Source organism: Geomonas paludis (genome assembly GCF_014193585.1).
GTDB classification, from domain to species: Bacteria; Desulfobacterota; Desulfuromonadia; order Geobacterales; family Geobacteraceae; genus Geomonas; species Geomonas paludis.
Genome location: NZ_BLXY01000001.1, coordinates 1073693 through 1093090 on the forward strand (window position 1 = coordinate 1073693; position 19398 = coordinate 1093090).

Consider the following 19398-nt stretch of genomic DNA (forward strand, 5'->3'; position numbering starts at 1 on the left):
GCGCCGCAAAGAAAAAAAGCCCACCTGGGTGGGCTTTCGGACTGTGGGACATGGCGCTTAGACCTGGGTCTTCTTCTCCCGCTCCCGCTCCATGGCCTCCTTGCCGGCCTCTATGGCCGAGGAGATGATGTTCTTCTTCTCCAGCACCAGGTCCTTGCCGTCCTCGTAGCTGGACCTGATCTTGTCCTGCGCCTCGCTGGCGTATTCCTTGATCTTGTCCACCGCGTCGTCGGCCAGGTCCTTGATCTTGCCGCGCAGCTCCTCGCCGGTGTTCGGCGCGAGCAGCAGGGCTGCCCCTATCCCGACGGCAGCACCGGCCAGGAAGGAAAGCAGCATGGTACCGGTCCCGATATCTTTATCTTTTGACATGGCGTCACCCCCTAATTTTGGATTTGATTATTCTATCAGCAATATACTTGCCCGCAACCTTGGCCCCCGTGATCCAGACCGGAGCGTTGGCCACAATCTCAGTGGCGATGCCTAATACCTTGTTGATCATGCGAATGTTGTGTCCGGCGTGGCCGAGCTCGCTCAAAAGCAGGTTCACGCCTTCGGCATTGGCGGCCGCGGCGCCTGTTACTACTTGCACATCAGACACCGTGTCACGCAGTTCCTTGACCAGGGGCGTTACTTCCTTTTGCAGCAGATCGGCTGCACCCTGCAGGGCCAAAGCCGCCTTCTTCAGTTCAGTGAGGACCGGAATGAGGCACAGCGCCAGTATCACGAGAGTCAGCGCCGTCACTGCCGAGGTTATCTGTAGAAAAAGCATGCGATCCTCCTGGTGCTACGCGAACTGGTTGTCAAAGGGTTGAAAACGGGGAGGGGTAAAAAGATCGGGGAGGCCGCGCAGGGCCTCCCCGATTCGCTGCAGGAGTGTTACTTCTTCACCGGCTTGGCCGGTTTGGCCGGAGCTGCCGGCTTGGCCGGGGCGGCTGCCGGGGCCGGGGCAGCTGCGTCACCCCAACGGTTCAGGTCGTGGGCGATGCTGTGGCACTCGCCGCATTTCGGGAACTTCGCCATGATGGCGGCCGGGTGCGGCTTGACGTGGCACTGGGTGCACTGCGGCACCATCTTGTGCTTGGCCTGGTGGCAGTAGACGCAGGCAAGCTTGCTGTGCTTCGCGGTGCTGGCGGTCAGCAGTTTGAACGCCTTGCTGTGGCAGGCGGCGCACATCTTGGACGGAGTGTCGGACTTGTAGGTCACGTCAGCCGGCTTGTGGGCCTGGTGGCAGACCTTGCAGTCCTTGGCGGCCATGTCGTTGGAGTGCGGCTTGTGGCACTGGGTGCATTCCGGAATGCGGCCGTGGACGTTGTGGCAGAAGGAGCAGTTGAGGGCGGTGTGCTTGCTCTTGAAGGAGCGCAGCTGCTCGATCTGACCGGTGTGGCAGGTCAGGCACGGATCGGTGACGTTGTTGCCGAACTTTATGTTCTTCGGGGTATGGGGGTTGGAGTGGCAGCCCAGGCAGCCCTGGAGCTTGAAGTGCGGCTTGCCTTCGTGGCACTGGCTGCACTGCGGGATCGGCTTCTTAACCTTGGGCGGGTGCCCGACGTGACAGTCCTGGCAGGTCACCTCGGTTTTGTGCTTGCCGCCTGCAGCTGCGATATCCTTGGGCGGCTGCTCATGACACTTCACGCAGTCCGCGCTGGTCAGCACCGCCGTAGGTTGTGCAGGACCGGCAGCGGCAGCGGTTCCCACGAATGCGAACAGCGCCAGGGCCGATACAAGGTTGAAAAGTTTTGCTACTCTCATTGCCCCCTCCTTGGTATTAAAACAGAGTTAATTTTAAGCATGGATTTATATAACGTCTTGAGGTGAATTGTCAAGGGTTTAGGCACTAAAACAGCCCCCTTGATCAAGCTTTAGCGCCATACTAACTACAGTCCGAGTTGATCGATATCGGTAAAGGTACTGTCGGGGGATTGGGCGACAATGAGAGAGGCGGGGATAAAGAAGCAGCGTAGCGCGTTTTTTACACTGTTTCTTGAGTCGAAGCGGTGCTATTGCGGCGGCGTCAAAGCAGTGCGGCCTCCCCGGGAGGGGGAGGCCGCAGGGGGAGGCTACTTGTCGGCGGCGATCTTGAAGGTGCGCTTGAGCGGTGTGGCGGTTTTGGGGCCGAACCACTTCTCGAAGATCTTCTTGGCTTCGCCGTTTTTCTCCATCTCCAGGAGGGTCTTGTTGACGAAGGCGACGAAGTTCTTGTCGTCCTTCCTCATCCCCAGGCCGTAGGGCTCCTCGGAGATCTGCAGGTTGGGGATCTCGAACTTGTTCTTGTTGGGCGCCTTGCCCAGGATGCCGGCCAGGATCGACTCGTCCGTGGTGACTGCCGCCACCTTGCCCTGCTGCAGCGCCAGGAAGGCCTGCGGGTAATCGTCGAAGGAGAGGATGGTGGCGGTGGGGATGGCCTTGGCCACGTTCTGCTCCGAGGTGGAGCCTTTGGCGGTGCCGATCTTCTTCCCTTCCAGGTCCTTGAGGCTCTTCACCGCGCCCTTCTTGGTGATGAACTTCTGGCCGGTCAGGAAGTAGGTGTAGCTGAAGTCGATCTGCTTGGCGCGCTCCGGGTTCTTGGTCATGGTGGCGGCGATGATGTCGATGTTGCCTTCCATGAGCTGCGGCATGCGGGAGGCCGAGGTCACCGGTTTCACTTCCAGCTTCACGCCCAGTTTCTTCGCGATGTACTTGCAGAAGTCGATGTCGTAGCCCACGATTTCGCGGGTCTTCTCATCCACGTAGCCAAACGGCGGCAGCGAATCCTTCACGCCGGCCACGAGGACCCCTTTCTTCTTCACCTCGGCCAGGGTATCCCCGGCTGCCAGTGCGGCGTGAGCCATGATGCCGACCAGTGCAACAGCAGCAAACAGCGTCCACAGTTTCTTCATCAGTGTTCCTCCTTTTGAATGAATAAAACCCGTTCAACGTTCAAGGTTCAACGTTCGACGGAGTGAAAACGTACCGGATTATACCAGAGTGACTTGTACCTGCATCCTTTCGGGCAAAAAAAACAAGAAACAGATGCCGTTCAACGTTCAAGGTTCAACGTTCGACACAGTGAAAGGGCACGGGCAAACATCACAGTGACTTGCACGTGCATCTTCCCCGGCAAAAAAAGCTGCAATGCAGAAGCCATAGCTGAGCCCGCGCATCGTGAGGTGGGTTTAACGTCGAACGTTGAACGTTGAACCTTGAACGGCCGTTCAGGCGGTTAATGCATGGGAGAGAGCAGCTGTTTCAGGAACTGCTGCGCCCGTTCGTGTTGCGGGTTCTTGAAGAACTGCTCGGGAGCGGCTTGCTCCAGTATGGTTCCCTGGTCCATGAAGACCACGCGGTGAGAAACCTCGCGGGCAAACCCCATCTCGTGGGTGACCACGACCATGGTCATGCCGCTTAGCGCGAGCTTCTGCATGACGTCGAGCACCTCGCCGATCATCTCGGGGTCAAGGGCGGAGGTGGGCTCGTCGAAGAGCATGATGCGCGGCTTCATGGCGAGGGCACGCGCGATGGCGACGCGCTGCTGCTGGCCGCCGGAGAGCTGGGCGGGGTAGGCGTCCCGCTTCTCGGCGAGCCCGACCCGCTCCAAAAGCGCCATGGCCTGCTCCTGCGCCGCTGCCTTCGGGGTCTTACGGATTTTTATGGGGGCCAGGGTGATGTTATTGAGGACGGAAAGATGAGGGTAGAGGTTGAACTGCTGGAAGACGAAACCAACCTCGGCGCGCAGCTTGTTGATGTCGAGCTTCCTGTCGCTTAAATCCTTGCCGTCGACGATCAGCGTCCCCTGGTCGATGGGCTCGAGCTGGTTCACGGTCCGGATCAGGGTGGACTTGCCGGAGCCGGATGGGCCGCAGACCACCAGCACTTCCCCGGGCTTCACGTGGAGGTTGATGTCGTTCAGCACGTGCAGCTTCTTGAACCACTTGTGGACGCCTCTGAATTCGATCATGGGATACTCCCGCTCGGTTAAAACCTGCGCGACGGCGCTTTCATTACCTTCATCTTAAGTAACGAATGCGACAAATGCAACCCAATTTTTGATTTCCTCAAACCGCGTTTTGAGAAATTTACAGTGACGGGTGGGCCAGGGTGCCGGCGATGGGGACCTTGAACGCCCCTGGGGAGGTCTGGTACTTGGTGAGCAGTAAAAACACGAACTTCTGGCGCTCCAGGAAGGATGGCTTGGGCATCATCTCCATGGTCAGGTTGAGGGGGGAGGCGCCGACGGGGTTGCCGAGCACGGTGTCGCCGGAGAGGCGCACGTAGATGCCGTCGCCGTTTAAGGTAAAGCTTTTTAAAACGGCGCGTCCCTTGTCGATCTTCAGGGCGCCGCGCACCTCGCGGTAGGCGGCATCGGGAAGCGGCATGGAGCCGATCTTCACGCCGGCGACCTCGGCGGCACGGACCTCCAGCTGCAGGTCACCGCTCCCGCCCGCCTTGTTTGCTTCCATTTTGCCGGTGAGCTTCAACTCGCCCCTGACCGTGGCCTCGGCGACGGTGCTGAAGAATGGGATGTCCTCGAGTCGCACGCCGCGACACTGCATGCTCCACCCCTTGCCTTTGCCGAGGTCGATATCCCCGCTCGCTTCGCCCGTGCCGATGCCGCAGCGGTAGGCGAGGCGCGCCTTGCCTGCCAAAAGCGGCAGGAGTTCCAGGCGCACCTTCACCTGGTTCAGCTTCAGGATGGCGCCCTTGTCGGAGCCCAGTTCGACCTGGTCCGCCCTGATAGCCAAGGGAAAGCTCTTGCCGAAGCCGGTGCACTTAAGGGTGTACCCCGCATTCTCGGCCGCCCGGACCATTACCCCCACGATGGCGTGGTTGGGGGTGAACAAAAGCGTCAGCAGCAGGAACAAAATGAGGGCCGCGGGAACGCCGCAGGCAAGGTAGAGGGTGCGTCTGTTCATCTATTTCCCCGCCGGCGCCGGCTTGATCAGGGCGATGGTGAGTGCCACGTCGAGCTTGGACGGGTCGTCGAACCTCTGCTTGATGAGGGCCTTCTTCACCGTCACCGGGCGGGCCCCTTTTTCCAAACGGTAGATCAGGTTGACCGCCTCATTGGCGGAGAGCCCTTCCATGCGCAGCTCGGCCGCATCCTCGACGTAGCCGGGGATGTCGTCCCCCTTGACCGACTTGATCTGGCTGGCGCGCCCCTTGATGCCGATCTCTTCCACGATCTTGGCCGGGGAGTCGTCGGGCTTGGTGGCCATGAGCCGGTTGGCCAGGCGCTGGGCGCCCTGGTTCGCCTCCTGGTAGCGCAGCTTCAGGCGCATCATCTCGGCGATGTCCGCCTCGCGGGCGGCACGCTTTTTCTCGAGGGCCGAGATCCTGCTGTTGGCGGCGGACAGAAGCACGATGATGGCCAGCACGACGGCGATGGCGATGCCGATGCGCTGCCGGGTGCGCTGGTCCAGCCCCTGCATGAGGGTGATCATCTCTTCGCGGTTCATCGGGTCACCCCCTTCATCTTCCCGCTCAGGGTGAAGGTCACGCTGCCGTCGGGACGGGACTTGGTCTCACCGACCTCGGCCCCCTCCAGGATGGCGGCGGCACGCGTCTTCAGGTCCCCGGCGGCCTGGACGCTCTTCGCGTCCCCCTTCAGGCGCACATCCGCGCCGGTTACCTCGGTTTCGTAGATGCCGAAGACGTCGTCCCCCTTGACCTGGGCCACGTCGCTCAAGAGCTTTAAGACGTTGCTGGATGTCTTGGCGCCTTCCAGACGCTTGATCTCGGACCGGAGTTCCGCCACCTCGTCGACCGCCTTTTTACGGGTCGGGAACACTTCCTTGTAGATGCCGGTGATGGTGCGGTCCAGCGAGGCGAGGTCGCGTTTGACCAGGTAGTAGCGCACGCCGCTTTCGACGAAGATGAGCAGCACCAGGGCGGCCGCCAACATCATGCTGACGCGGAGGCGCTGGTACAGCTTTTCGGTGGCCGCGGTGTAGGCGAGCGGGCCGCGGCGCAGGTTGACGGCGGAGTTGTCCGCCACGGCCGCCGCGAGCGCGTAGGCGCCGGCCAGATCGTGGGCCGCGCGCGGGTCGTCGCCGAAGGCCTCGAAGAGCCCCCTGGTGGAGGGGGCGACGGTGTCCTGCTGCTGTTTTCCCGGGTTATGCGAGATGACCCGCTCCACGCGCAGGCTGCGGGACATCTCCAGGGCGGTGACGGTACGCTGCAGGTCCTGGTCCGTGGCGTTGGGGGGGAGGGCGCGGAAGTAGATGGGGGCGCCGTCGCTGTAGGCCGCCACCGCCTCGCCGTCACTCACCGCGACGGTACCGGCGGCGGGAGCCAGCTTGTCCCAGTGGAAGACCGATGCCGTCACCACTTCCGGTTCGAGCCCTGCTTCCTTGAGGAGATCGATCTTCTCGGCAAGCTCCTGGACCCTGCCCCAGACCGCCAGCATCTTGCCGCCGGCAAGGGGGAGGGCGTCGAAGGCCAACTGGTCGGTGTCGAGGGCGGTCTCCCCTTTCAGTTCCAGCGGGAGCAGTTCGCGGACCTTGGCGCGATCGCTGATGGGGAGCTCCAGCTCCCTCATGAACAGCGTGGAAGGGGGGAGGGCGAGGACCACCCGGTGCTCTCCTGTGGCCAGGGAGCTGCCGCCCAGGATGCGGGAGAGTTCCCCCTCCTCACCCAGAAGCGGGTGCCGTTCGGCGGAGAGGAAGGCCGCTCCGCCTTTCTTGGCCCTGAAACTGGCCAGGACCAGCTCGGTCCTTTTCAGCTGTACGATCAGCATGTCCATCAATATTCTCTCCAGTAAAGGATCGTAGGCGGAGCGTTTTCCACGTTGGTTACCACGGCCTCTACGACACTGATGCATTCACCCACTTTCCCTTCCGAGCGGATGCGGTAGATGGATCCCTTAAATCCGACCCAAGGGGGAGACAAGGCGATAGCCAGGGGGGAACTGCCAAAAACGTCGGCGGAGCTTTTGATCACCTTTGTCTTGCGGTACTCAAGGATTTGCGAGACCCCGCTGCCCCGCATGAGGTCATCGTTCAAAGACATCAGGACCTCCTTAGGCGCCGTGTTGATGTTAATTCCGTCGGTGACTCCATTTGCGGTACCGTAAACCGTCACGAAGTTCTTCAGCTTGGCTACCACCTCTGGCGTGAACCCCTTGATGAGCGCCAATTCCTCGACCGTTTCCAGCTTGTTGTTGTGCACCTGGTGGGGCTGCTTCAGCGAGCCGTAGTAACTCTTGTCGGCTCCGCTTGGGCGGGGCATGTCGTCTGTGTCCGCCCAGTCTGCCAGCGCGTCGTAGAGGTCACGTGACAGTTTCAGGTTGTCGAACAGTCGCAGCAGAGCGTTCTTGGAAAACTCGACCGGCTCTCCTGTCTGCGAAGTGGCGGCATTTAGATCGATCTTGCCGCTCTCCTCTTCAATGGTCACGGTGACCGTGCCGTTATCCGCGTCAAGAGAGCGGGGCTGCGCCCACAGCTCGAGCAGCGAACTGAAATTACTGGAGGTGTCCAGATTCGCCCTACGGAGCGAGGCGGAAAGCTGCAGCAGCTTGATGCCCCCCGCGATACCGGACTCGGCCATTACCCCGGCCTGCTGCGACGCCACGAAGTTATGGCTGTGCGAGGTGTCGACGTAGACCTCGTTGACGAACTCGGCCAAAAGCGCCACGAGGAGCGTGGTCACGATCAATGCGATCACCAGGGCGAAGCCCCTCTGCCCCCTCATTCGCTAAGCCTCTGTGCGGCGATGGTGCTGAAGACCTCACCCCCCTTGAGCGTCACGGTCACCCTGACCTGCTTGGGAATGAATGAGTTCATCGGAATACCGTTGACCTTCCCCGTGTCCCATACCTTTACCCACTTGGCTCCGTCCCAGCATTCGACTAGAAATCCTTCTATCTCGTCAATGACAGGGTAGGGGGTGGACTTCACACTGACATCGAGGTAAGGGGAGCGGGCTTCCCGCATCAAAGTCAGGCGCTGCCCGTCGTTCTGCTCCCGCACGAAGTAATCCACGAGCATGACATCTGAGGCCGGAGCAGGGTCGATACGGGGAGGAGTCAGGGTCGTAAAAGCCAAACGAGACTTGGGCTTTCCGAAACTGTCCTGGTTTTCCACCACGAAGAGCAGCCGTTCGTTCTTCTTGTTGAAGAAGCACGAGGCCAGCTCGTTGTGCAGTTTTCCCAGCGTCGTCGAGAGCTCCCGGCGCTCCTCCATGCGTGTGCCACCCTTTTCGCGCGCGGCCACCACCGAGAAGTAGGTGCCGTACAGGGCGCCGGCGAGGATCACCAGCAGCGCCAGGGCGATCAGGAGTTCGATGAGGGTGAAGCCCTTGTTATTGCGCATTTTGCGGTGCGTATTGCACGAGCGAAAGCCTCTTGCTGTCGTTGTTCCAGGTGACGGTGAGCCGGACCAGGTTCAGCCCGGGGATCTCGGTCTGGGTGATTTCGCGCTCCCACTTGTGATCGGGGTGGTCGGGGGCGAAGTCTCCCTTCTTCTCGGCCTTCTTGGCGAATTCGGGGTCTTCCAGCTTGGCGCGCCCAAGGAGCACCGCCGTGGTCTCTTCCTTGTCCGCCGAGATCCGGGCCAGGTGGTGGTTCACCGAGGAGATCACCGTCAATAGGACGCCGGCGGTGATGGCCAGCGCGATCATCACCTCCAGGAGGGTAAAGCCTCTCACGAGGTCACCTCCTGGTAGCCGTCCTGCACCGTCACCTTGCCGCCGGAAGGGTTGGCGGTCACTGTGTAGTGTTTCTCGCCCCCCTTTAGGTGGATGGTCACTCCGTCCGCCACGCCGCCCGGGCCGAAGGGGATGATGACCTCTCCCTCGGTCACGACGCCCAAGGCGGGCACGTTCACGTCCTCGATATCGATCCCCTCTTCGATCAGACGCCTCCCCATGAACTGGTCGCCCGGCTGCAGCTCTTCGCCGGAGGGGGAGAGCTCGGTGATGCGGGTGGTGTTCTCGCCCAGGTGCAGGTGCAGGCGGTAGACCTTCTTGGTGATGATGGCCTGGTCGTTCAGGAACCTGAGGCCGCTGGCCAGGTTGCGCGCCGAGCTCTTCAGGCGGGTGCCCTCCGGTTCCGGGAGCCGGGGCAGCACGATGCCGGCCGCGAGGGCGATGATGAAGATCACCACCATCAGCTCCAGGAGGGTGAAGCCGGCTTCCCGGCCGCTACATTTTGGGATCTTACCTTTAAAAACCAAAGGGGCGCGATCTCCTCGAACTCTCCCTCTCCCCCCGGGAGAGGGCCGGGGTGAGGGCGTTGCTATATCGCGTGTGCTGCTCCAAGGGAAAGCCCTCACCCCAGCCCCTCTCCCGCCTGCGGGCCAAAGCCCTTCGGTGGGCGAAGGCCCGAAGGGCGAGGGGAGCGTGGACAGTCCGTTTCCTGCGACCTACTTCATGCTCCAGCTTTCGATGTCGGCGTTCTTGCCTTCGCCGCCGCGCGCGCCGTCGGCGCCGTAGGAGGAGAGGTCGTAGTCGCCGTGCTCGCCGGGGGAGAGGTAGACGTAGTCGTTGCCCCAGGGATCCTTGGGCACGTTCTTGTTCTCGAGATACCCTTCCGCCTTATAGTTGTTGGGGATCTTGCCGGTGGTCGGCTTGGCGACCAGCGCCTGCAGCCCCTGCTCGGTGCCGGGGAAGCTACCGGTATCCAGCTTGTAGAGCTTGAGCGCGGTCTCGAGGTTGCGGATCTGGACCTTGGCGTCGGCTACCTTGGCGTCGTCGCTGCGGCCGATGATCTTCGGACCGACCAAAACGGCCAGAAGGCTCAGTATGACGATGACCACCATCAGTTCGATCAGGGTGAAGCCGCGGCTGTCTTTCATTGTCTTCAGCATTTCAGAACCCTCCTATATCAATCGGATTGTATTTAAAGTAGTGGTACAGAGGCCGACCAGCGCTGCGATAACCTTAGCTCTCGTTACCAAGCTCCAGGCTCTCGTTACCGAGCTCCAGGCTCTCGTTACCAAGCTCCAGCTTACTCTCGTTCCCAAGCTCCAGCTTGGGAACGCCCGGCCGATGTTGAAGCTCCAGCTTCAACTGATCTGATCAACATCTATGATTCCCGCTCCCTGAAAGTAATTGGAGGCGCTGGAGTAAACCCAATGCTCCGGCGAGGAGACGAGCCCGCGGCGTACCGGATTGGAATGCACATAATCCAACTTCTGCCGGTACATCTCCTCAAAGGAAATCACCTGCGGATGAAATCCTTCCTGCCAGACCTGGTGCTGGCTTTCAGTTTTGTACTCCTTCTTGAAGAATTCCAGCCTTCCCAGAAGCCAATTCTTCTTTTCAGCGTCCAGGAGTTCTATGATCTTCTTGCCGGTGAAGCTCTTGAAGTCACGCATGAATACCGTTACATCCGGCGCGGTTACTACCAAATGGACGTGGTTGTCCATGATGACATAGGCATGAAGCTGTAGTCCTTTACGTTCCCTGCAAAAACACAGCGAGTCAGTGACGATGCCGCAGTAGCGCGCCGAGGTGAAGAGAGGGATCCACTCCACAATGGTGGACGTCACAAAGTGAGTGCTGCTCCCGTCACTGGCTTTGTAGCGGCTTCTCACGTCGACTCCTTCAAAGCTGGAGCTTTCTACCGCATTGCGTTCCCAAGCTGGAGCTTGGGAACGAGAAAATCTCGTTCCCCCTTTGCGAAAGGGGGAGGCCATTCAACTCATTTCACCAACTGGTTCAGTTGCATGATGGGGAGCAGGACGGCGATGACCATGAAGCCGATGGTGAGCCCCATGCCCAGGATCAGCATCGGCTCGAGCAGGGCCATGGATCGGGTCACCTGCGCGTTGAACTCCTTCTGGAAGGCATCGCCCGCCTTGATCAGCATTGCGTCCAGTTCGCCGCTCTTCTCGCCGACGGCGGTCATGTGGGTCAAGAGCGGCGGGAAGAGCGGGCTCGTTTTGAGCGTGGCGGAGAGGCTCCCCCCCTGGATCAGCGACTCGCGCGCCTCGGCAAGGAACGACTTGTACTCCCGGTTCACCACGGCCTCGCCGGTGATCTCCATGGCCTTGATGATGGGGACGCCGCTTTGCAGCAAGAGCCCGAGCACCTTGGCGAAACGCGACAGCACCAGGCGCCGCCAGAGCTGGCCCGCCATGGGGAGACCCAGGATGAACCGGTCGCGCTTGTGCAGGAAAGTCTCGTTGGTCTTGGCCCGCTTCCAGGCGGCGACGGCGCCCAGGGCCAGCGCGCCCATGATCCACCAACCCTTCCTCACCGCGGTGCTGGCCTTGATGAGAAGGACGGTGACCAGGGGCAGGGTGGCCTTGTTGCTCTCGAAGACGGCGGAGATCTTGGGCACCACGAAGCCCAGGAGCACCATCATGACGGCGATGCCGACCACCACCATGATGGCGGGGTAGATGAGGGCGGTGATGACCCGGCTTCTCACCTCAGCCTGGTCCTCTTGGAACTCGGCCAGACGCTCGAGCACCACCTCCAGGGCGCCGCTCGCCTCGCCGGCGGCGACCATGCCCACGTAGCTTTCGGAAAACACCTGCGGCTCGGCGGCCAGTGCCTGCGCCAGTCCCTGCCCCTCGGCGAGCCGGTCCCGCACCCGCCCGAGCACCCGCTTCAACTCGCCCGGGGCCTCCTGCTCCCACAGGGTCGCCACCGCCTCGTACACCGGCACGGCGCTCCCCAAGAGGGTGGCGAGCCTTCTCGTGGCAAGGGAGAGGTCGGGGACGCTGACGCCGGACTTGAGCGCCCAGCGCGAGCCGGCCTCGGCTGCGGGGGCGATTTCCTTGGCGAAGAGCCCCTTCTGCTTCAGTTGCAGCCGCGCCTCGCTCTCGGTAGCGGCGTCCACCGTCCCGGCGACCTCGGCCCCCTTCTGGTTGAATGCGCTATAGCGAAAGGTCGGCATAGTCGTCCTGGGTCACCCTCAGGACCTCCTCGATGGTGGTGATCCCGGCCGCCGCTTTCATCAGTCCGTCCTCGCGCAAGGTGCGCATCCCCTTGGAGACGGCGTACTCCTTGATGGCGCCGGAGGAGGCCTGGCGGATGATCATGGAGCAGAGCTCCGCGTCGATGGGGAGCAGTTCGTAGATGCCGACCCGGCCGATGGTGCCGAGGTTGAAGCACTTGTCGCAACCGCGGCCGCGGTAGAGGACCGGCGGCAGTTCCACGCCGGGGTAGCTGCGGTCCGGGGTGTAGGATTCCTTGCAGTGCGGGCAGATGACCCGCACCAGGCGCTGCGCCAGCACCGCGGAGAGCGACGAGGCGACCATGAAGGGCTCGATCCCCATGTCGATGAGACGGGTGACGGCGGTGGCGGCGTCGTTGGTGTGCAGCGTGGAGAGCACCAGGTGGCCGGTGAGCGAGGCCTGCATGGCGATCTCGGCGGTCTCGGCGTCGCGGATCTCGCCGATCATGACGATGTCCGGGTCCTGCCTCAGGATGGAGCGCAGGCCGTTGGCGAAGGTCAGGTCGATCTTCGGGTTGACCTGGATCTGCCCCACCCCCTTCAGCTGGTACTCGATCGGGTCCTCGACGGTGATGATGTTCTTCTCCGGCGAGTTGATCTGGGACAGCGCCGCGTAGAGCGTCGTTGTCTTTCCGCTGCCGGTCGGGCCGGTGACCAGGATGATGCCGCTGGTGCGGGACAAGAGGCGCTCCATGAGGAGGTCGTTCTTGTCCGAGAGCCCGATTTCCTTCAGGGAAAGGACGCCGCGCTGTTTGTCCAGAAGCCTTAAGACCACGCGCTCGCCGAAGAAGGTCGGGATCAGGGATACGCGGATGTCCACGTCGCGGCCGGCGACTTTCACCCGGATGCGGCCGTCCTGCGGCAGCCTCTTCTCGGCGATGTTCAGGCCGGACATGATCTTGACGCGGGAGGTGAGCGCTTCCTGGATCACCTTCGGGGGGGAGAGCATCTTGTAGAGCAGGCCGTCGATCCGGAAGCGGACCTCGAGCTCGCGCTCGAACGGCTCGATGTGGATGTCGCTGGCGCGCTCCTTGACCGCCTGGAACAGGATCGAGTTCAAAAGCCGGATCACCGGCGCCTCGTCGGTCAGTTCCATCAGGTCGCGCGGCTCGTTGAACGAGGTGGCCAGGGTGGAGAGTTCCTCCCCCTCGAGCTCCTCGACCACTTCCTGCGCCGAGCCGGAGAGCCGGGAGTAGAGCCGGTTCACCGCGTCGATGAGGACCGGCTGGGGCACCACCACGGTGGAGACCGGACGCTGGAACAGACCCGCCATCTCGTCCACGGCCAGGAGGTTGGCCGGGTCGGCGCTGGCGGCGATCACCGTGCCGTCCTCCTCGCGCAGCGGCAAGAGCAGGTTGTTGCGGGCGAAGTTGAGCGGCACCCGGTTCACCAGGGAGCCGTCCACCTTGGAGTCGTCGATCTCGGCCTGGAAGGGGAGGCCGAGACGCGCCGCTATGCTTTCTATGTCAAGCGTTTCTGCCATGGAGTATGTCCGCCGTTACTGGTTGCGAATTTCGGGCTTGTCCGCGGTCACGGACTTCGGCTTTTCCTCGAGAGCGCGCTCCAGGTTGAAGGGAGCGTTGTTCTTCACCGCCTCGGAAAAGTTGTTCCTCTGGGTCACCGAAACCTCGGCCAGGTCGCGCGCGTCCTTGATGATGCGCGGGGTGAGCATGATCAGCAGGTTGGTCTTGTCCCGCTTGGTGCTCTTTGTTTTGAAGAGCCAGCCCAGGCCCGGGATGTCGCCCAAAAGCGGGACCTTGCTCTCGGTCTCCTGGTCGGTGTCCTGGATCAGGCCGCCGATGAGCACGGTGTCGGTGTTCTTCACCACCACCGAGGTTTTGGCGGAGCGCTTGGTGCTGCCCAGGCTCGGGTCGGTTGCGGTGCCGAAGTTCTTGACCGCGGAGATCTCCTGGTAGATGTCCAGCTTGACGTACTCTCCCTCGCTGATCTGGGGCTTGATCTTCAGGATGATACCGGTGTCTTTTCTCTCGATGGACTGCTGCGACAGGCCGGTCGAGGTGAGGTTGGTGCCCGAGACGAAGGGTACGCTTTCACCCACGAAGATCTCGGCCTCCTTGTTGTCGCTGGTCATGATGTTGGGCGTGGAGAGGACGTTCAGTGCGCCGTTGGTCTGCAGCGCCTGCAGCACCACCGGGACGTTGATCTTGCCCAGCGTCACGTCCATGCCCAGGGTCTTGGCCGCCTGTGCGGTGGTGGAGAGGCCGGCCACGGTGCCGAAGGGGTCGAAGGTGCCGATGGTGGCAACGGTGCCGTTGGAGGCGGCGCCGATAACGCCGATCTGCACGCCCAGGTCCTTGGCCCGGTTCACCGAGACCTCGGCGATCATCGCCTGTACGAATACCTGGCGGCTTCTGCGGTCCAGCTTCTGGATCACCTGCAAGAGGTTCTGGTAGTCGGTCGGGGAGGCCATGACCACCAGCGAGTTGGTGGCCTTGTCCGGGGTGATGGTGATCTTGCCGCCCTCGAACACGGCCTGTTGCGGCGCCGCCGCGGCGCCCGGGGCGCCGGGAGCAGTAGTGGGAGTACCTTTCACCAGCCCTTCCAGCACCTTGGCCACCTCGGTCGCCTCGGCGTTTTCCAGGTAGTAGACGTTCACCTTGCTGCTGGTGGTGGGGGGGACCACGTCGACCAGCGCGATCAGTTTCTTGATGTCGGCCTTGTCCTTGTCGGAGCCGAAGATGATCAGGGCGTTCAGCCTGGCGTCGGCGACCACCGGTACGTTGCCGGCGGAGGGGACCGCGCCGGCGGCGGTCTTGCCGCTTTGCTTGCCGGAGAGCCAGTCCTTGACCAGGGTGGCCACGCTGTCGGCGGCGGCGTTTTTCAGGAACACCAGTTCGGCCCCTTCGCGCACCTGGTCGGTATCGATGTACTTGAGGATGCCCAGGATCTTCTGGATGTTGTAGGCGGAGTCCACCACGAGAATCAGGTTGGCGGCGCCGAAGGCGGAGATCTGCCCGTCCTTGGAGACCAGCGGCTGCAGGAAGGTGACCGCGTCCTGCGGGGCGACGTGCTCCAGTTGGATCACCCGCGCCTGGTAGGTGTCGTTGACCACCCCCTTCTCGCCGTCGCTGAAGACCTTCATCCCGGCCTGCTTGGCGGCCGCCGTCGGGACGATCTTCATCACCTTCCCGGCAGGGATGACCGTGAAGCCTTTGAGCTCCAGCACCGAGGTGAAGACGTTATAGGCTTCCTCGTTGGAGAGCTTGGCCGGGGAGAAGACCGAGATCTTACCCTTGACCCGTTCGTCCATGATGAAGTTCTTGCCGGTCAGGTCGCTGATGAATTTCACCATGGTGGCGATGTCCACGTCGGTGAAGTTGAGCACCACCCCTTTGGCGAGGACGAGATTCGGGGCAGCCAGCAGGAATATGAGCATGGCAGTGATGCGCGCAACTCTTCTTTTCAAGGATAAACCCCCCTAGAGGCAGATTAAGATAAAGATTAAGATTTAGTAAAACCTGACTGCATTTCTTTTAAAGTCACTACAATCTTGTTGATTTCCAGGTACAGCTTGCATAGAGCATCATCAAGTGAATCGGCCTCTTCCGTTGTAAGGTACCCCACTCTCCTTGAGTACTCGATGTGATTCTGTGTCTCCGTCAGAGACCCTCGAGCGTGGTAGTAGAAGTTAACCTTGTCAAGAAGGTGTTTCCTTCCAAAAGCCTCTGCAATGTTTGCTGATATACTGAGGGCGGACCTGCGAATCTGTGAAGTAAGGCCGTAATCTTCCTTTCGCGGGAGATGCTCCGTTGCCTTGTGCACCCGCTCAGCCACGGCCATAGCCTCCTGCCAAACCGGCATATCTTTGAAGCTATGGTACATGGCGCCCTCAGGTGTTTGTTGTTTCGCCTCTCCTTAGTCTCAATCTCAGTCTTAATCTCGCCTCACTGTATATCGTAAGTGAATGTGGTGGGCTTGCCGTCGCGGATCAGGTCGAGCTTGATCCGGCTCTGCCCCTTGAGCGACGCGAAGGACTGGATCGCCTTCTCCGGCGAGTCGATGGGGAAGTCGTTCATCCGCAACAGCACGTCGCCGTTTCTGATGCCGACGGTGCCGAAGATCCCCTGCGGCTTCACCTCCGAGGCGCGGAACCCTTCGACCTTGCCGTCCTTCATGCTGGGGAGCAGGCGCGCGTCGGTCATGGCCTGGCCGATGTTGTCCAGGGCGGCGTTGAGCGCGCGCTGGTCGATGACGTAGTTGCCGCCTGCGCCGGCAGTGGCGGTCAGGCTGCCGCCGACAGCGGCGGGTGCTGCCACGGGAGCCGCTGCCGCTTCGGCCGCGGCGGCCATGGGGGTGAGGATCTTAACCCGCTTGCCGCCGACCAGGATCTCGGCCACGTCCTTCTTGACCGACACCAGCGGGCCCGCCGAGAACACCGTGTCCCCCAGCCTGAAGACCCGCTCCTCGTGGCTTGAGTTCTTCAACACCAGGGCGAATGTCTCGCGGAAGGAGCCGACCGCGGTCCCTAAAAGGACCAGGTCCCCGACCGCCGCCGGTGGGGGCGCGGCCGCCGCGGGACCCGCGGCCGCCTGCTGCTGCAGCGGTGTCAGTTTCCCCTGGGTCGCCTTGCCGAACAGCCCCCGCTCCAGGATGGGCGCGAAACTCATCAGGTCCTGGCTCCCGGCCGGCGTCGCCGCCTGCGCCGCGACCTGTTTCGGTGCGGTCCTGGGGTACAGGGCGGCGATCTTGACGCTCAGCAAATCGGCTGCAATGAGCGCCGCGACTGCGGTGATGGCGAGGCCAAGAGTAAGGTTCAGGGGGAGAATCCAGCGCGGCATGAAAGACCCTTCTTTGCGAGTAGTTGGAACTGAGCGAATATATTAGATGCCTCTGAGTTATGCAACAAAAAAGGGGGTCCGGACACCCCGTCTCGGGCATCCCGGCGGCTCCCCTTTTCCCCCTCTGTCCATGGCGTTCGAACCATCCGGCTCAGGGACCACCGTCACGACGGCTCACGAGGGGAGACTGGATAATGAGAGCCTGCGGTACCCATGCCTTAACCAAGCGCCACCTTTATCAGCAAAAGCTGTGCCGCCGCTTCTGGAGCGCCGATACGGGAAAGAGTTTAGCAGATGGACCATGATTTGCCGCACTTTTTTCCAATGAAGACCCCGGCGCAGCGAGGCGGCGCCGAGTGCCGGAACCAGGAACGCTCCCCCCAAAGGATCACTTTTTTGACAGGCGACGGTTATTTGACTGGGAACGCCAAGACGCGACGCAAAGACGCAAAGCAATGAAAGACATAAAAAACTCAGGATCAAAAGCTTTAATTTGTAACGCAAGACGCAATGACGCAAAGCAGACAAAGCGTACAAAACGATAAGAGTAAAAAGCTTCAACGCGAAGACGCAGGGGTGCCAAGACGCTGAGCAGAATACTGTAAAAGGGAAACTTAAATTGTCTTGTCTTTTACCCAATAGGTTTTCTTTGCGTCCTTGCGGCTTTGCGTTAAATACGCTTTACGCCCTTTAAGCGTTGGAGGCCAAAAATGGATTTTGTAAGCCAACGCGACAGTCGTTGAAGTCGCCTTCTCTGCTGTGCTACACTCGCGCCCAAAACTGTGCAGGGAGCAGCGCATGAGCCGCATCATCGTCACCGCATCGACCCGGATGGAACTCTCCGAACTGCTGGCCGCAACCACGGCCTGCGCGCTACCGGGCGGCGGGCACGTGCCGCTGCACCGCGCCGAGGTCGGTGGGTTCGAGATCCTCTTCGCCCTGACCGGGATCGGGAAGGTGAACGCGGCCAGCGCCACCACCCTCCTTTGCGAGCGCTACGCCCCCGATCTCGTCATCAATACCGGCTGCGGCGGCGCCTTTGCCGGCGCCGGCCTCGCCGTGGGCGACCTCGCCGTGGCCGACAGCGAGTGCCTTGCCGACGAGGGGGTTACGACCCCCACCGGGTGGCGCGGGCTCGACCTGATCGGCATCCCCGTGTACGAGGGGAGAGGCGAGCGGCTCTTCAACCGGATCCCGCTGGACCAGGAGCTAGCCCGCCGCGCCCTCGACTGCGCGACGGCCGGCGGCTTCGACGCGGTCATGGGGCCCTTCCTCACCGTTTCCACCTGTTCCGGCACCACCCGGCAGGGGGAGGAGCTGCTGCGCCGCTTCCCCGGGGTCTGCGAGAACATGGAGGGGGCTGCCGTGGCGCAGGTGGCGCTGATGTACGGTGTCCCCTGCCTCGAGGTGCGCGGCATCAGCAACATGGTGGAGGACCGGGACCTGTCCCGCTGGGACCTGAAGCGCGCGGTGGGACAGGTACAGCGCTTTCTGGGCCTGTACCTCGAGCAACTGGCCGCCGGCCGCCCCGGCATCCGCTAAAGAAGGTTCTGCGTTTCCCTTCCTTGGTCCCCGTCTAAGGGATCTTCCCGTCAGTATTTCTAATTGGACTATGAGGATCTCGTTAACCTTTTCTTGCACGGCAGACCCCCTGATTGTATATTGGTGAGTCTTAAAGTGCGGCCTTTGCCGCGGCGGGCGCCTGCGGCCGTGGCGCTGTCGCTGTAAACAGGGAGTCTGAGCAACACATGGATGCAGTTATGCCAGTAAGACAGGAACAGCAATCGGCACCGATACTTTCCCTGGGCTTTTCGCCCTGCCCCAACGACACCTTCATCTTTGACGCCTTGATCCACGGGCGCGTCGACTGCGGCTTCCGCTTCCGGGAGCAGTTGGAAGACGTGGAGACCCTGAACCGGATGGCGCTGGAGTCGGTGCTGGACGTCTCCAAGGTTTCCTACCACCTCCTGGGGCACATCCTGAAGGACTACCTGCTGCTCAGAAGCGGCGGCGCCCTGGGACGCGGCTGCGGTCCCCTGGTCGTGGCGCGCGGCCAGGTGGACCCCGCCACCCTGGCCGGCAAGCGCGTTGCGCTTCCCGGGCGCTACACTACCGCGGCGCTGCTGCTTCGGCTCTTCAATCCCACCCTGACCGATTTCGTCTACCTCCCTTTCCACGAGATCATGGCGGCGGTGGCCGACGGTTCGGTGGCGGCCGGGGTAATCATTCACGAGTCCCGCTTCACCTACCAGGAGTACGGCCTGCACAAGGTGCTCGATCTCGGGGAGTGGTGGGAGCGGGAAACCGGCCACCCCATCCCGCTGGGCGGGATCGCGGCCAAGCGCTCCCTGGGGAGGGAGGTGCTGCTCAGGCTCGAGCAGGGGATAGCGGAAAGCGTCGAGTATGCCTTCGGCCATCCCGGCGAGGCCCGCCCCTATATCCGCGCTCACTCCCAGGAGATGAGCGACGAGGTGTGCGACGCCCACATCGGGCTCTACGTGAACGATTTCTCCCGCGGTCTGGGGAGCGAAGGTGAAGCTGCGGTGCGCCTGCTCCTGGGGCGCGCGGCGGCAGCGGGGATCATCCCCCCCTGGCAGGACCCGCTGCTCATTTTCTGAGGGGACTGGCTCCGCCAGGTGCCTGTCCCCTTGGAGCTTCGGTCAGTTGGATGGGGCATAGAGCGTTCCGCTAGAGGGACAGGCACCTGACCGGAGCCAGTCC

At 61.9% G+C, this 19398-nt stretch carries 22 protein-coding genes; 2 read left to right on the plus strand and 20 right to left on the minus strand.

Features of this window, described 5'->3' with window-relative positions; genetic code table 11:
* Positions 1–57: 57 nt before the first annotated feature.
* From H7687_RS04370 to gspC, 20 genes are all read right to left on the minus strand, one after another.
* Positions 58–369 (minus strand): YtxH domain-containing protein, encoded by a 312-nt coding sequence (locus tag H7687_RS04370; protein ID WP_183345484.1) that lies wholly within the window; start codon positions 367–369, stop codon positions 58–60.
* 4 nt (positions 370–373) lie between these two features.
* Positions 374–769, minus strand: a complete 396-nt coding sequence (locus H7687_RS04375; protein ID WP_183345487.1) for a DUF948 domain-containing protein — start codon at positions 767–769, stop codon at positions 374–376.
* 107 nt (positions 770–876) lie between these two features.
* Entirely contained in the window at positions 877–1749 is an 873-nt protein-coding gene (locus H7687_RS04380) for a cytochrome C (RefSeq protein WP_183345489.1), read from the minus strand.
* Positions 1750–2057: 308 nt separating this feature from the next.
* Positions 2058–2876, minus strand: coding sequence for an ABC transporter substrate-binding protein (locus tag H7687_RS04385; RefSeq protein ID WP_183345491.1), 819 nt, complete (start codon positions 2874–2876; stop codon positions 2058–2060).
* Between the two features lie 323 nt (positions 2877–3199).
* Entirely contained in the window at positions 3200–3934 is a 735-nt protein-coding gene (locus H7687_RS04390) for an amino acid ABC transporter ATP-binding protein (protein WP_183345493.1), read from the minus strand.
* Between the two features lie 118 nt (positions 3935–4052).
* Positions 4053–4889, minus strand: a complete 837-nt coding sequence (gene gspN / locus H7687_RS04395; RefSeq protein ID WP_183345495.1) for a type II secretion system protein GspN — start codon at positions 4887–4889, stop codon at positions 4053–4055.
* Positions 4890–5432, minus strand: a complete 543-nt coding sequence (locus H7687_RS04400; RefSeq protein ID WP_183345497.1) for a general secretion pathway protein GspM — start codon at positions 5430–5432, stop codon at positions 4890–4892.
* Positions 5429–6718 carry a type II secretion system protein GspL gene (gene gspL, locus H7687_RS04405; protein ID WP_183345499.1) on the minus strand — a complete coding sequence of 430 codons (1290 nt, stop codon included), beginning with the start codon at positions 6716–6718 and terminating at the stop codon, positions 5429–5431. Before gspL ends, H7687_RS04400 begins: the two co-directional genes overlap by 4 nt.
* Complete coding sequence (gspK, locus tag H7687_RS04410) at positions 6718–7665, minus strand: type II secretion system minor pseudopilin GspK (RefSeq protein WP_183345501.1); 948 nt, start codon at positions 7663–7665, stop codon at positions 6718–6720. The genes gspL and gspK overlap by 1 nt, the downstream gene beginning before the upstream one ends.
* On the minus strand, positions 7662–8285 hold the full coding sequence (locus tag H7687_RS04415; RefSeq protein WP_183345503.1) for a type II secretion system protein GspJ: 624 nt from the start codon (positions 8283–8285) through the stop codon (positions 7662–7664). Before H7687_RS04415 ends, gspK begins: the two co-directional genes overlap by 4 nt.
* The gene (locus H7687_RS04420; RefSeq protein ID WP_183345505.1) at positions 8275–8619 is read right to left on the minus strand and encodes a type IV pilus modification PilV family protein; all 345 of its coding nucleotides are present in this window, start codon (positions 8617–8619) and stop codon (positions 8275–8277) included. Before H7687_RS04420 ends, H7687_RS04415 begins: the two co-directional genes overlap by 11 nt.
* Positions 8616–9146 (minus strand): prepilin-type N-terminal cleavage/methylation domain-containing protein, encoded by a 531-nt coding sequence (locus tag H7687_RS04425; protein ID WP_183345507.1) that lies wholly within the window; start codon positions 9144–9146, stop codon positions 8616–8618. Before H7687_RS04425 ends, H7687_RS04420 begins: the two co-directional genes overlap by 4 nt.
* 189 nt (positions 9147–9335) lie before the next feature.
* Entirely contained in the window at positions 9336–9779 is a 444-nt protein-coding gene (gene gspG, locus H7687_RS04430) for a type II secretion system major pseudopilin GspG (RefSeq protein WP_281376667.1), read from the minus strand.
* A gap of 73 nt (positions 9780–9852) precedes the next feature.
* The gene (locus H7687_RS22080) at positions 9853–9981 is read right to left on the minus strand and encodes a hypothetical protein (protein ID WP_281376668.1); all 129 of its coding nucleotides are present in this window, start codon (positions 9979–9981) and stop codon (positions 9853–9855) included.
* Positions 9978–10508, minus strand: coding sequence for an REP-associated tyrosine transposase (locus H7687_RS04435; RefSeq protein WP_183345510.1), 531 nt, complete (start codon positions 10506–10508; stop codon positions 9978–9980). The genes H7687_RS22080 and H7687_RS04435 overlap by 4 nt, the downstream gene beginning before the upstream one ends.
* 107 nt (positions 10509–10615) lie before the next feature.
* Positions 10616–11818: a type II secretion system inner membrane protein GspF gene (gene gspF, locus H7687_RS04440; protein WP_183345512.1), complete on the minus strand. Its 1203-nt coding sequence runs from the start codon at positions 11816–11818 to the stop codon at positions 10616–10618.
* Complete coding sequence (gspE, locus tag H7687_RS04445) at positions 11799–13361, minus strand: type II secretion system ATPase GspE (RefSeq protein WP_183345514.1); 1563 nt, start codon at positions 13359–13361, stop codon at positions 11799–11801. Before gspE ends, gspF begins: the two co-directional genes overlap by 20 nt.
* 15 nt (positions 13362–13376) lie before the next feature.
* Positions 13377–15305 (minus strand): type II secretion system secretin GspD, encoded by a 1929-nt coding sequence (gene gspD / locus H7687_RS04450; protein WP_371877546.1) that lies wholly within the window; start codon positions 15303–15305, stop codon positions 13377–13379.
* A gap of 35 nt (positions 15306–15340) precedes the next feature.
* On the minus strand, positions 15341–15721 hold the full coding sequence (locus H7687_RS04455; RefSeq protein WP_183345516.1) for a four helix bundle protein: 381 nt from the start codon (positions 15719–15721) through the stop codon (positions 15341–15343).
* Positions 15722–15783: 62 nt separating this feature from the next.
* Positions 15784–16677: a type II secretion system protein GspC gene (gene gspC, locus H7687_RS04460; protein ID WP_183345519.1), complete on the minus strand. Its 894-nt coding sequence runs from the start codon at positions 16675–16677 to the stop codon at positions 15784–15786.
* A gap of 798 nt (positions 16678–17475) precedes the next feature.
* Between gspC and mqnB the strand changes: the two genes are divergently transcribed.
* Together mqnB and H7687_RS04470 are read left to right on the plus strand one after the other, a co-directional pair.
* Positions 17476–18219 carry a futalosine hydrolase gene (mqnB, locus tag H7687_RS04465; protein ID WP_183345521.1) on the plus strand — a complete coding sequence of 248 codons (744 nt, stop codon included), beginning with the start codon at positions 17476–17478 and terminating at the stop codon, positions 18217–18219.
* A 218-nt stretch (positions 18220–18437) separates the two neighbouring features.
* Entirely contained in the window at positions 18438–19295 is an 858-nt protein-coding gene (locus tag H7687_RS04470) for a 1,4-dihydroxy-6-naphtoate synthase (protein ID WP_246404578.1), read from the plus strand.
* Positions 19296–19398 lie beyond the last annotated feature (103 nt).

What these genes read in the sequence shown, in the direction of transcription:
- H7687_RS04385 (WP_183345491.1), bottom strand. Translation starts at nt 2,876, where the DNA reads ATGAAGAAACTGTGGACGCTGTTTGCTGCTGTTGCACTGGTCGGCATC.
- H7687_RS04390 (WP_183345493.1), bottom strand. Translation starts at nt 3,934, where the DNA reads ATGATCGAATTCAGAGGCGTCCACAAGTGGTTCAAGAAGCTGCACGTG.
- H7687_RS04370 (WP_183345484.1), bottom strand. Translation starts at nt 369, where the DNA reads ATGTCAAAAGATAAAGATATCGGGACCGGTACCATGCTGCTTTCCTTC.
- H7687_RS04400 (WP_183345497.1), bottom strand. Translation starts at nt 5,432, where the DNA reads ATGAACCGCGAAGAGATGATCACCCTCATGCAGGGGCTGGACCAGCGC.
- H7687_RS04415 (WP_183345503.1), bottom strand. Translation starts at nt 8,285, where the DNA reads ATGCGCAATAACAAGGGCTTCACCCTCATCGAACTCCTGATCGCCCTG.
- gspC (WP_183345519.1), bottom strand. Translation starts at nt 16,677, where the DNA reads ATGCCGCGCTGGATTCTCCCCCTGAACCTTACTCTTGGCCTCGCCATC.
- mqnB (WP_183345521.1), top strand. Translation starts at nt 17,476, where the DNA reads ATGAGCCGCATCATCGTCACCGCATCGACCCGGATGGAACTCTCCGAA.
- H7687_RS04455 (WP_183345516.1), bottom strand. Translation starts at nt 15,721, where the DNA reads ATGTACCATAGCTTCAAAGATATGCCGGTTTGGCAGGAGGCTATGGCC.
- gspN (WP_183345495.1), bottom strand. Translation starts at nt 4,889, where the DNA reads ATGAACAGACGCACCCTCTACCTTGCCTGCGGCGTTCCCGCGGCCCTC.
- H7687_RS04470 (WP_246404578.1), top strand. Translation starts at nt 18,438, where the DNA reads ATGCCAGTAAGACAGGAACAGCAATCGGCACCGATACTTTCCCTGGGC.
- gspF (WP_183345512.1), bottom strand. Translation starts at nt 11,818, where the DNA reads ATGCCGACCTTTCGCTATAGCGCATTCAACCAGAAGGGGGCCGAGGTC.
- gspE (WP_183345514.1), bottom strand. Translation starts at nt 13,361, where the DNA reads ATGGCAGAAACGCTTGACATAGAAAGCATAGCGGCGCGTCTCGGCCTC.
- H7687_RS04375 (WP_183345487.1), bottom strand. Translation starts at nt 769, where the DNA reads ATGCTTTTTCTACAGATAACCTCGGCAGTGACGGCGCTGACTCTCGTG.
- gspL (WP_183345499.1), bottom strand. Translation starts at nt 6,718, where the DNA reads ATGGACATGCTGATCGTACAGCTGAAAAGGACCGAGCTGGTCCTGGCC.
- gspG (WP_281376667.1), bottom strand. Translation starts at nt 9,779, where the DNA reads ATGCTGAAGACAATGAAAGACAGCCGCGGCTTCACCCTGATCGAACTG.
- H7687_RS04380 (WP_183345489.1), bottom strand. Translation starts at nt 1,749, where the DNA reads ATGAGAGTAGCAAAACTTTTCAACCTTGTATCGGCCCTGGCGCTGTTC.
- gspK (WP_183345501.1), bottom strand. Translation starts at nt 7,665, where the DNA reads ATGAGGGGGCAGAGGGGCTTCGCCCTGGTGATCGCATTGATCGTGACC.